General features: G+C 71.8%; 9 protein-coding genes and 2 riboswitches. Of the genes, 2 read left to right on the forward strand and 7 right to left on the reverse strand.

What is annotated here, in order from left to right; genetic code table 11:
* The 4 genes from HCC61_RS17500 to HCC61_RS17515 all read right to left on the reverse strand — a co-directional run.
* The coding region (locus HCC61_RS17500; RefSeq protein WP_169136437.1) for an Ig-like domain repeat protein at positions 1–2,248 on the reverse strand (2,248 nt) is incomplete at its 3' end.
* A gap of 939 nt (positions 2,249–3,187) precedes the next feature.
* On the reverse strand, positions 3,188–3,349 hold the full coding sequence (locus HCC61_RS17505; protein ID WP_169136438.1) for a hypothetical protein: 162 nt from the start codon (positions 3,347–3,349) through the stop codon (positions 3,188–3,190).
* 309 nt (positions 3,350–3,658) lie between these two features.
* Positions 3,659–3,946, reverse strand: a complete 288-nt coding sequence (locus HCC61_RS17510; protein ID WP_169136439.1) for a DUF1360 domain-containing protein — start codon at positions 3,944–3,946, stop codon at positions 3,659–3,661.
* Between the two features lie 231 nt (positions 3,947–4,177).
* A complete protein-coding gene (locus tag HCC61_RS17515; RefSeq protein WP_169136440.1) occupies positions 4,178–5,626 on the reverse strand; it encodes a cytochrome P450 in 1,449 nt (482 codons plus the stop codon).
* A gap of 499 nt (positions 5,627–6,125) precedes the next feature.
* Positions 6,126–6,279: riboswitch (cobalamin riboswitch) on the forward strand.
* A gap of 207 nt (positions 6,280–6,486) precedes the next feature.
* Here HCC61_RS17515 and metE point away from each other — a divergent pair.
* Positions 6,487–8,898, forward strand: a complete 2,412-nt coding sequence (gene metE / locus HCC61_RS17520) for a 5-methyltetrahydropteroyltriglutamate--homocysteine S-methyltransferase (RefSeq protein ID WP_169136441.1) — start codon at positions 6,487–6,489, stop codon at positions 8,896–8,898.
* 239 nt (positions 8,899–9,137) lie between these two features.
* Here metE and HCC61_RS17525 read toward each other — a convergent pair whose 3' ends face one another.
* Both HCC61_RS17525 and HCC61_RS17530 read right to left on the reverse strand, forming a co-directional pair.
* The gene (locus HCC61_RS17525) at positions 9,138–9,932 is read right to left on the reverse strand and encodes a CbtA family protein (RefSeq protein ID WP_169136442.1); all 795 of its coding nucleotides are present in this window, start codon (positions 9,930–9,932) and stop codon (positions 9,138–9,140) included.
* 14 nt (positions 9,933–9,946) lie between these two features.
* Complete coding sequence (locus HCC61_RS17530) at positions 9,947–10,180, reverse strand: CbtB-domain containing protein (RefSeq protein ID WP_169136443.1); 234 nt, start codon at positions 10,178–10,180, stop codon at positions 9,947–9,949.
* A 37-nt stretch (positions 10,181–10,217) separates the two neighbouring features.
* A riboswitch (cobalamin riboswitch) is annotated at positions 10,218–10,377 on the reverse strand.
* 114 nt (positions 10,378–10,491) lie between these two features.
* On the opposite strand from HCC61_RS17530, the gene HCC61_RS17535 reads away from it, so the two are divergent.
* The gene (locus tag HCC61_RS17535) at positions 10,492–11,166 is read left to right on the forward strand and encodes a histidine phosphatase family protein (protein WP_169136444.1); all 675 of its coding nucleotides are present in this window, start codon (positions 10,492–10,494) and stop codon (positions 11,164–11,166) included.
* Here the strand turns inward: HCC61_RS17535 and HCC61_RS17540 are convergent.
* Entirely contained in the window at positions 11,163–11,615 is a 453-nt protein-coding gene (locus tag HCC61_RS17540; RefSeq protein WP_169136445.1) for a VOC family protein, read from the reverse strand. The genes HCC61_RS17535 and HCC61_RS17540 overlap by 4 nt on opposite strands.
* Positions 11,616–11,632 lie beyond the last annotated feature (17 nt).

Consider the following 11,632-nt stretch of genomic DNA (forward strand, 5'->3'; position numbering starts at 1 on the left):
CGGTGGCATCGAGGGGGTAGGTGCCGGTGACTCCTGCCGTGCCGCTGAAGGTGACGTTGCCTGTTGGGGTGTTGGCGGGGACGTCGTCGTTGGTGACGGTGGCGCAGACGGTGACGGGCTCACCGCAGATCGCGGGGTCGGGCGTGGCGGTGACCGTCGTGGTGGTCGCTGCCGAGTTGACGGTGAGGGTGTCGGTTGCCGTGGATGCGGTGAAGCAGGTGTCGGTGGGGTCGTAGGTGGCGGTGATCGTGCCGCTGGTGAAGTCGGTGCCGGCGGGTGCGCAGGCTTGTCCGGTGGCGTCGACGGGGTAGGTGCCGGTGACTCCTGCCGTACCGCCGAACGTGACGTTGCCTGTTGGGGTGTTGGCGGGGACGTCGTCGTTGGTGACGGTGGCGCAGACGGTGACGGGCTCACCGCAGATGGCGGGGTCGGGTGTGGCGGTGACCGTTGTCGTGGTCGCGGCCGGGGTCACCGTGAGGGTGACCGGGGTGGCGGTGGACGTCTCGAAGCAGGTGGCGATGTCCGGGTTGTAGGTGGCGGTGATCGTGCCGCTGGTGAGCGTTGTGCTGGCCGTTGCGCAGGCCTGTCCGGTTGCGTCGACGGGGTACGTGCCCATGACTCCCGCGGAGCCGCCGAAGGTGACGTTGCCGGTGGGTGTGGAGGGTCCGCCGGTGACGGTGGCGCAGACGGTGACCGATTCGCCGCACGTGGCCGGGTTGGGTGTCGCGCTGATCGTGGTCGTGGTCGGCGCCGGGTTGACGGTGAGGTTCTCCGTCCCGATGGAACTGGTGAAGCAGGTGGGGTCGCCGCTGCTGTACGTCGCGATGACGGTGCCGGTCGTCAGGTCGGTGCTGGCGGGGGCGCAGGCCTGTCCGGTGGCGTCGACGGGGTAGGTGCCGATGAGTCCTGCGGTGCCGCTGAAGGTGACGTTGCCTGTTGGGGTGTTGGCGGGGAGGTCGTCGTTGGTGATGGTCGCGCACACGGTGATGGAGTCACCGCAGATGTAGGGCCCGGTCGGGGTGAAGCTGATCGCCGTGGTCGTGGCGGCGGGGTCGACGGTGAGGGTGACCGGGGTGGCGGTGGACGTCGTGAAGCAGGCGTTGGTGGGGTTGTAGGTGGCGGTGATGGTGCCGCTGTCGAGGGTCGTGCTGGCCGTTGCGCAGGCCTGTCCGGTTGCGTCGACGGGGAAAGTGCCGATGAGTCCTGCCGAGCCGCCGAAGGTGACGTTGCCTGTCGGTGTGTTGCCGGGCACGTCGGTGTTGGCGACGGTGGCGCAGACGGTGACTGATTCGCCGCACGTAGCCGGGTTGGGCGTCGCCGCGATCGTGGTCGTGGTGGCCGCCGGGTTCACGGTGAGGGTGAGGGGTGCGGCGGCGGACGGCGCGAAGCAGGCGTCGTCAGGGGTGTAGGTGGCGGTGATGGTGCCGCTGGTGAGGGTGGTGCTGGCCGTTGCGCAGGCTTGTCCGGTGGCGTCGACGGCGTACGTGCCGCTGAGTCCTGCCGTGCCGCCGAAGGTGACGTTGCCGGTGGGTGTGGAGGGTCCGCCGGTGACGGTGGCGCAGACGGTGACCGATTCGCCGCACGTGGCCGGGTTGGGTGTCGCGCTGATCGTGGTGGTGGTGGCTGCCGGGTTGACGGTGAGACTGTCCGTCGCCGTGGACGCGGCGAAACAGACGTCGGTCGGGGTGTAGGTGGCGGTGATGGTGCCGCTGTCGAGGGTGGTGCTGGCCGGTGCGCAGGCCTGTCCGGTGGCGTCGAGGGGGTAGGTGCCGGTGACTCCCGCGGTGCCGCTGAAGGTGACGTTGCCTGTAGGGGTGTTGCCCGGGAAGTCGTCGTTGGTGACGGTGGCGCAGACGGTGACCGAGTCGCCACAGACGGATGGGTCGGGCGTCGCGCTGATGGTGGTCGTGGTCGCGGCCGCGGTGACGGTGAAGACGACCGGGGGGTCGGAGAAGGAGGGGGCGGAACTCCCGCCGCCCGGATACAGGGCGACGGCGCTGTGGGAGCCCGTGGGAACGTCACCGGCGGCGGTGCTCAGGGTGACCGTGCCCACGCCCGAGCCCGGCACGGGCACGGTCAGGTTCCCGGTGAGGGGCGGTCCGTCGCCGGTGATGAAGATGGTGACGGGGCCGGACGGGTCTCCGTTGGTGAGGGGGTCCGATTCCGTGACCGTGACGGTGAACGAAACGGCGTCCCCGCATACGGGAGTTGCAGGTGTCGGTGCGCTGAGTGTGGTGGTCGTTGCCATGCTGAGTCCTCTCATCGTCCATGACGGAAGGCGGGAGCCTGCCCGCTGCCGTGGCTCGACTGAGTCAATGACCGTGCGACATCGCCTTGTTGATGAGCCGATTGCGCTTCCGCCAGGGAATAGGCGGCGAGCTCTTCGACGTCTTCAGTAGGCGTCGCCGATACGCGGTGGAGCTAGACGAGCGGACGCGATAACCCCCGTTCGGCCGAGCGCAATTGGGGGCGAGGGGGCGCATGAACCAGCAGTGGGACGGCGCGGCCGCGCACGGCGCTTTTGTCTCAAAGAACGCGGATGCGGGGCCGTTTCGAGCGTCACGGAACATGGTTACCCGGCGTACGTTCTCCACCGGTACGAGTGATGCGAGGGAACCCGTAGTGATCTGCCGCGCCGGGAAAATCGATGAGGCGCCGCTCGCGCCCCCGTCGTGCCACGCAAGGTCCCTCCGCGCGTTTCCGTGCGCCCCTCATCGCCGAGGAAAGAGGCCCGAACAGCAACTCCCTTGATACGGAGTCCAGTTGACCGTCCGCAGGCAGTGGCCGAAGGCGGGGACCGGGCATGGATTCCGTCGCGACCGTCCGGCACGGAGAATCCCGCCGGCCTTCGGACGTTTACCCTCGCGACACGATCCGTGGTCAATTTCCGTACGCGGACGGGGCGTTGACTTCCCCGTGGGAAATCCGCCAGAAGGGGCGTGCGCCTTCGCACTCGGGCCTGCGCATTCACAACCTGGCGCCCCCTCGGGTGGCCGTGTGCAAGCCGGCCCGGAGGCTTCGCCTGGTTGCTCGTCTGATCATTCCGGCCGATGGTCACGTCGGCTGCGGTGCCGTCGCTGCGACCGCTCGGCGCCCGTGATGCGTCGCGTGGCGAAACGACGGAACCCTCACGCGGACCAGGCATGGTGCCCGGCCCGCGTGAGGGTTCCCTGTCTGCGGTGCGCTCCTACCGGTTGACCGCGACGACGGTGCCCCTGCCTCCTTCCCTGCGGTTGGCGGCGTCGGCCTCCTGCAAGGTGACGTAGTCGCGGGTGACGCCGTTCGGCAGGATCAGCCGGTAGACGGTGACTGTCCGGCGGGGCCCTCGCCCGCCGCAATTGCATCCCATTGAGCCCTCCTTCGCTCCTGGCCGCAGCAGCGGCCCTTTCCCGCGCGCGAGCCCGTCGGACCCGGCGGTTCCGCACCGCTCGCCCGTTCACTCCGGCAAGTCAGCGGTGTTTCCGGTGAATTCGTGTGGTGCCGCAGAATCCGGCGGGATACCGGGGCCGGTGGCGGCGTGGCCGCCACGGCGATTCCGTACAACGTGTGTGCCCGGGACGGGGCACGGCCGACACATCGGCGGCGAGCGGAGGCGCAACGCAACCGCCGTACCGGAGAGGGGAATTCGGGGCGCGCACATGGAACCGGCACCGGTGCTTCAGTCGATCCAGTTGGATGCGAGTCCCGCGAGATAGGACACGGTGAGGATCAGGGCGACGACCTGGAATGCGGGGGTGCCGCCGGCGAGATACGCGGCAGGGACGACGGCAGCGGCCACCCAGATACTGGTGCACCAGCTGCAAGTGACGAGATACGCGGGCCTGGAATCGTCCCCGAACCGCGCCGCCATCCATGTTCTGAAGCCCGCCGCGAGGCTGTCCTTGGTTACGAACCTGGTTATACGACAAGTGGTGCCGAGTGCGAGGAGGAACACCACGGTATTCATGCAATTCATCGTAGAGTGACGGGCTTTCGACGACAGCCGCGCAGAAACCGTCTTCGGGCGCGCGGCAACGGCGCGCGTCATAACCCTGCGCGCCGTGCCACAACGCCGCCGCGCCCTGCGGGCGTTCACGGAATCCCCGCCCCGTCGGGACCGCTCACCGCGGACGCGTTACCGGGGACCGCTCACGGAGCCCCCGCCCCGTCGGGGCCGCTCACCGCGGGGCTCATCCGCTCATCCGGCGGTCGCCGCTCCGTCACCGCGGGACCGTACGGTGTCGAACTTCAGCGAGCGCACGCGGTTGTCGAAGCTGGACGGTACGAGATCGGGCAGCCCGGCAGCCCGCATGCCGACCGAGTCGGTGAGCAACAGGCGGAAGAGCGCCTTGAGTTCCTGGCGTGCGAGATGCGCGCCGAGGCAGTAGTGGGGTCCTCCGCCGCCGTAGCCGAGATGGGGGTTGGGGTCCCGCGTGATGTCGAAGACGTCCGGATCGGTGAAGACGGCCTCGTCGCGGTTGGCGGAGGCGTAGTAGAGCGCGACCGTCTCGCCTTCGCGCAGCGTACGTCCGCCCATGACGTGGTCCCTGCGCAGCGTGCGCCGGAACTGGATGATGGGCGTCGAGTACCGCACGATCTCGTCGACCGCGGTGTCCGCGTACTTCTCGAAGTCGCTCTCCCACAGCTCCCGTTGCTCCTGGTGCTCACCGAGCAGCGCGAGACCGTGCGAGATCGCGTTACGGGTGGTCTCCACGCCCGCGACCATCAACAGCGTGAAGAACGCGCCCAGTTGACGGTTGCCCAGGCACTGTCCGTCCACGTCGGCGGTGACGAGCGCGGAGATGAGGTCGTCGGCGGGGTTCCGCCGCCGCTCCCGCGCCAGCATCGCGATCATGACGTGCATACGGGCCAGGGCGCGCAGCCCCTTGCCCGGGATGCGGAACTTCGCGCCCGCGCCGCGGCGTACGCCGATGTTCTCCGAGGCGTCGTTGAGCTGGGCGAGGATGCGGGGCCGGTGGCTGCGGGGGATGCCCATCATGTTGCACACGACCTCGCATGGCACGAGGGAGGCCACGGCGGTCACGAACTCGCGGGACGGCTGCCGCACGGCGTCCGCGACGACCCGGGCGACGACCTCCTCGACGTCCTTCTCGGCACCGGCCAGCAGCCGGGGGCTGAACGCCCGCGAGATGATCTTCCGCAGCCGTGCGTGGTCGGGGCCGTCGAGGTTGACCATGGAGTCGCCGAAGACGGCCTTCACCCACGGCGCGGGATGCGGAGTGGTCACGCCCGGCGCGCTCCCGAACACGGCCGCGTTCCGGCTGGCCTCCTGTACGTGCTCGTGTCTGACGAGCGCGTAGAAGCCCGGCTGCTGGCGCTTGCGCAGCGCGTGCGGCGGGTGCGCGAAGTACGCGGGCGCCTCCTGCTTGCGCAGCGTCGCGAAGACCTGGTGCCGCTGGTCGTGCGGCAGCTGCCAGAAGCCGGGGTCGGCGGGGTTGGCCTCCGGCGGGAGGGCGGGGGAGTCTCCGGACGCGTCCGCGTCCGCGTCAGCGGGCGGTGGCGCGGCACGGTACGGGGCGCCGGTCGTGACTGCGGGCTCGGACGCTGCGGCCTCGGATGCCGGGGGCTCGGATGCCGGGGACGCCTGGGACGCCGTGGCGGCCTGGGACTCGGTACGGGGTGGCATGGTCATCTTCTCCAGTCGCTTGCGGAAGGGTTCGCCCCGCCGGGGCCCTGCGCGGCCGTCCGGCGGATCGGCGACTCTGCGGCAGCAGCTTGGAACGGCCCGCCCCACGACGGTGCGCGCGCCACACCGCCACGACCCGGACGGCCCTGCGCGGCGGGAGCCTCCGGCACCCGGCGGCCGCCGACCGGCCTGATCTCCCGGGGCCGGGCGTGGGCCGGGCCGGGGCCCGGCGGAGGCCGGGGGCATGTGCTCGCCGGGCGCGCAGCGCCCGGACCCACGCGGCGCGGAACGCGGGACGCGACGTGCGCGCTCTCACGGCTGGAGCCGGCAGCCGGGCGCCGACCCCCTCGCGCGCGGGGCCGCGACCCGCCGCCCCGCGCCTCCCGGAACCGGCAGCCCCCTGAAGTACGCCTCACCGCCTGCCTTTGTCCGGGCGGCTCGCACGCCCCTACGCTGGAGAGACAGTCGGTTCGGCCTGTCGGCCAGACAGGCGCGTCGCAAGAGGGAATCCGGTGAGACTCCGGAACTGCCCCGCAGCGGTGAGCGGGAACGAACGCCGTCTACGCACCGGGCCCCGCCGGGTCCGGGAAGCGACGGTCGGCAGGAGCCCTCCGTGGACCACGGACGCGGCGGGCCCATGAGCCCGAAGACCTGCCACTGCCCGCCGGGGGCACCGCCCGGGCGGCAAGGCCCGGGGGATGCCGTCGCCGGCGGATCGGTCCCGGTGACCTCGAGGGCGGGTCGGCGGTACCGGCGAGCAGCGCGCGGCGTGCGTGACCGCCGCCGCGTCGCCTCTCCTCGTCAGCAGCTCGCTCCGTGCCTCACCGTCGTCACCGGCGAGACCCGCGAAGGAGAGTTGAGTGACAGCGAAGTCCGCAGACCCGGCAACGAACGCTTCGAAGACGCCCGACGCGAAGACGCCCGACGCGAAGACGCCCGAGGCTAAGACGCCCGACGCCTCGAAGACCTCACGGGCCACCGTCCACGGCTATCCGCGGCAGGGTCAGGGGCGCGAGCTGAAGAAGGCCGTCGAGGGCTACTGGAAGGGCCGGGTCACCGCAGAGGGCCTGCGGGAGACCGCGGCGCGGCTGCGCCGGGACAACCGGCGGCAGCTCGCGGAAGCCGGCGTGCACGAGGTTCCCACCGGGGACTTCTCCCTCTACGACCATGTGCTGGACACCACCGTCATGGTGGGCGCCGTGCCCGAGCGGCACCGCGCAGCCGTAGAGGCGGACCCGCTCGACGGCTACTTCGCCATGGCACGCGGCACCCAGGACGTGGCGCCTCTGGAGATGACGAAGTGGTTCGACACCAACTACCACTACCTCGTACCGGAGTTGGGGCCGGACACCGTCTTCGCCGCCGACCCGGCGAAGCAGGCCGGCGAACTGTCCGAGGCCCTTGCGGAGGGTCATGACGCCCGGCCCGTCCTCGTCGGGCCCGTCACATATCTGCTGCTCGCCAAGCCCGCACCCGGCGTCGCCGCGGACTTCGAGCCGCTGACGCTGCTGGACCGGCTGCTGCCCGTGTACGCGGAGGTGCTCGCCGACCTGCGCGCGGCGGGCGCCCGGTGGGTGCAGCTCGACGAGCCCGCACTGGCGGCGGACCGCGGCGCGGCGGAGCTGGACGCCGCGGCACGCGCCTACCGGGAACTGGGCGAACTCGCCGACCGGCCGAAGCTGTTGGCGGCCTCCTACTTCGACCGGCTCGGCGAGGCGCTGCCCGTACTGGCGAAGGCGCCGGTCGAGGGCCTGGCGATGGACTTCACGGGTCCGGCCGCCGCCGACCTCACCGGGCTCGCGGAGCTGGCGCGTACCGGCGGACTGCCCGGCAAGCGGCTGGTGGCGGGCGTCGTGGACGGCCGCAACGTGTGGATCAACGACCTGAGGCGGTCGCTGTCCACGCTGACCTCCCTGCTCGACCTCGCCGACCGGGTCGACGTCGCGCCGTCCTGCTCGCTGCTGCACGTGCCGCTCGACGCCGCCGTCGAGCGCGACGTCGACCCGCAGATCGCGCGCTGGCTCGCCTTCGCACGGCAGAAGACCGAGGAGGTCGTCGCACTGGCACAGGGGCTGAGCGAGGGCACCGACGGCATCGCGGGTCTGCTGGACGCCAACTCCGGGGCTCTCGCCTCCCGTTCGTCCGCGGCGCTCACCCGCGACCCGGCGGTGCGCGCCCGCAGCGAGGCCGTCACCGACGCCGACGGCCGCCGCAGCCTGCCGTACGCGGAGCGCGCCCCGGCACAGCGCGCCCGGCTGGACCTGCCGCCGTTGCCCACGACCACCATCGGCTCCTTCCCGCAGACCGGTGAACTACGGGCCGCCCGCGCGGACTTGAGGGCCGGGCGGCTCGACGCCGACGGATACGCCGAGCGGATCGCCGCCGAGATCCGCGACGTCGTCTCCTTCCAGGAGCAGGCCGGACTGGACGTCCTGGTGCACGGCGAGCCCGAACGCAACGACATGGTGCAGTACTTCGCCGAGCGCCTCGCCGGATACGTCGCGACGCAGCACGGCTGGGTGCAGTCCTACGGCACCCGCTACGTCAGGCCACCGATCCTCGCCGGCGACGTCTCACGCCCCGCGCCGATGACGGTGGAGTGGACCCGCTACGCCCAGTCGCAGACCGGCCGCCCCGTGAAGGGGATGCTCACCGGCCCGGTCACGATGCTGGCGTGGTCGTTCGTACGGGACGACCAGCCGCGTGCCGAGACCGCACGGCAGGTCGCCCTCGCCCTGCGGGACGAAGTGGCCGACCTGGAGGCTTCGGGCACCGCCGCCATCCAGGTCGACGAGCCCGCGCTGCGCGAGACGCTGCCGCTGCGGGCCGGCCGCCGCCCGGAGTACCTGGCCTGGGCGACGGAGGCCTTCCGGCTGGCGACGGGCGGCGTGCGCGCGGACACCCAGATCCACACGCACATGTGCTACGCCGAGTTCGGCGACATCGTCTCCGCCATCGCGGATCTCGACGCCGACGTCATCAGCCTTGAGGCGGCACGCTCCCACATGCAGGTCGCGGACGAACTGGCCGCCGCCGGCTACCCGAACGAGGTCGGCCCCGGCGTGTACGACATCCACTCGCCGCGGGTGCCGGACAGCCACGAGATCGCGTCGCTGCTGCGCAAGGCGCTCGGCGCCGTCCCCGCGGAGCGGCTGTGGGTCAATCCGGACTGCGGCCTGAAGACCCGCGGCTGGCCGGAGGTCCGCCAGGCCCTTGAGCACATGACCGATGCGGCCCGCACGGTACGGGAGGAGATCGCGGGCCGGAGCTGAACGGCGGCCGGAGGTGAACGGCGGCGGAGCTGAACGGCGGCGGAGCTGAACGGGGGCCGCGGGGGCGGCGGGAGCCGCCAGTGCTGCTGCCGGTCCCTGGATCCGAGGACCGGATCGAAGACGCCGCTGCCGGGCGCCCCGAGGGGTGCCCGGCAGTGTCACGAGGCGTGCGCGGCCGGAGCGGCCGCAGCCACCGGCCGGAGGCGCCGCGCCCGCGGACGCCCGCGGACGCGGCGGCGTCAGTTCGCGGCGGGCGCCGTCGACGGCGACGCCTGCCCCTTCTCGCCGTCCGCGCCGTCCGCGCCTTCCGCGGCCCGGGCTCCGGCACGGGCCCCGAGCGCACGCTCGGCCAGGTGACCGAAGACCAGCCCGAAGGCGGTCCACAGCACCAGCTGCACGGCGAGCGCCGAGACGCGGAAGCGCCACAGCAGCAACGCCGGGAAATGCTCCGGGAGTTCGTTGACCGACGGCAGGAACGCGTAGGCGAGCCCGACGACGAAGGCGAAGCCGAGCACGGCCGACACCGTCGCGTACCAGTTGCCCAGACGCGGTGCGAGACGCTTGCCGAGGATCGTCGCGGCGACCGCCAGCAGCACGCTCAGCAGCACCATCAGGAAGTACAGCGCCGTGCGCCTGTCGATGCTCGCCGGGTCGCCCACCGACGGCGGGTTGGCCGGGTACTTCAGGAACGGCACCAGGTACACGCACACGAACGCGGCACCCGACAGCAGCACCGCCGTCGCCCGCGGACCGAAGCGGCCGACGCGCCCCAGCGCGAAGCTGAAGGCCAGCGACGCGATGCCGCCGAGGGCCACGCCGTAGACCAGCACGGCCGTGGCGAGACCCGCGGTGGCCTGCATGGTGCGGCTGACGATCTCCTCGCCGTGCTCGTGCGAGTGCGCCTGCTCGAAGGAGATGGCGGCGTCGACCTGCGGCTCACCCAGGAAGGAGGCAGCCACCAGGGCGAGCAGTCCGGCCACGAGTCCGGCGAGCATGCCCCGTACGAGAAGAGTCCTCACTGTTGCAGAGTTCATCGTGCCCTCCCCGCTCAGTGGCAGGGGAAGCCGAGCAGGTGGCGTCCGTCGTGGACCCACTCGTGCACGCCCGTGCCGGAGATGAGCGACGTGGCGCCCTGCTCCGCCCCGACGAAGTACAGCAGTACGAGCATCAGCAGGCCGAAGAAGACGGCCCACGGAAGAATCGCCTTGACCGGCAGCGTCGCGGGAACAGCGGCGCCGGAGGCGGGAGTTGCGGAACCGGGCGAAGCGATGGACTGTGCCATGGCAGGACCTCCTGTCGGGAACTCGCGTCCCTGTCGATGGAGCTCGTGACGGCACCGCGGGTCTGGCTGGCCCCCGCCCGTACGCTGCCGGCGGCAGCAGTCCGGAAGGGGCATACAGTGGCGCGACCGCGCCGGAGTCTCACCGGCTTCCGCGCTGCCGTCGTCGATGGATACGTGCGGAAGGTATCGCGACAACACCTGCCCGGCCAAGGCCGCCCATCACGGGCACATCCCGTACAGGGGGAGCGACAGGGCCGATTCGGGCCGATTCCCTTACGGGGCACGGCCGTTCACGGTGCGAGGAGAGAGCGATGACCACGCGAGTGACTTTGATCTCGCCCGCACGGAGCGAGTCTTCGGAGGCTTTCCGCTTCGACGACGGGCGTTCGCTGAGCGCCGCCGGACTGCGGGACGCGCGCCGGGCGAGGGCGGCGGGGGAGGCGCTGCTGCGGGCGGCCGGTGCGAAAGTCCTGTCGCCGTCGCCGCGTTGTGTGCGCACGGCCGAGGAGCTGGGCCTCTCCGGCGCCGCCTCGCTCACGGACGTACGGCTGTCGGGCTGCGCGACGGGCCGCTGGCGCGGGCGGACGCTGGAGGAGGTGGGCGCCGCGGACCCGGAGGGCGTCGCGCGGTGGCTGTCGGACCCCGAAAGCGCCCCGCACGGCGGCGAGTCGGTCGCGGCGCTGTGTGCCAGGGCGGGGGAGTGGCTGGCGGACTTGGCCGACCGCGAGCACGGCCGGGTGGTGGCGGTCGTGGAGCCCGACGTCGTACGCGCGGCGGTGGTGTGCGCGCTGGGGGCGCCGGCCGGAGGCCTGTGGCGGGTGGACGTCGCGCCGCTCACGGCAACGGAGTTGAGCGGCCGGGCGGGACGCTGGAACCTCCGCGCGGGCAGGGCCCTCGCCGACTGCGGCGACGGTCACGGTCACGGCGAGGCCGGCGGCGACCATCACGGTGAGGAAGAGGGCGGAGCCCGCCAGGCCTCCTCCTAGCGCGACCCCGCGGGCGGGTCGGCGAACACGCCCTCCAGGAGCCCCGTGGCCTGCCCCACCTCGATGAGATAGCCGTCGGGATCCCGTACGTAGCACCGCAGTTCGGCCTTGCGGTCGATGGGCGGTGTCAGGAACTCGGCGCCCTTGGCGCTCCATTCGCGGTGGCACTCCTGGATGTCGGCCACGCGGATGTTGAGGAAACTGGAGGTGGTGCCCGGATCCTCCGGCGGACGCAGCGTCACATCGGGCTTGTCGGGGGTGGGGCCGCCGCCGGGGTTCATGATGATCCAGCCGTTGGCGAGCCTGACGATGCACGGGTTCTCCTCCAGCACCACCGTGCCGCCGAGGATCTCCGAGTAGAAGGCGCGTGAGCGCGCCACGTCCCGCACCGTCAGGAAGTGGGTCAGGAGGATGCCCGTCTCGGGTGCGGGCAGATCTTCGCGTCGCATGGCTCTCGCTTCTCTCG

Source organism: Streptomyces sp. HNM0575, from assembly GCF_012726265.1.
Classification (GTDB): Bacteria; Actinomycetota; Actinomycetes; order Streptomycetales; family Streptomycetaceae; genus Streptomyces.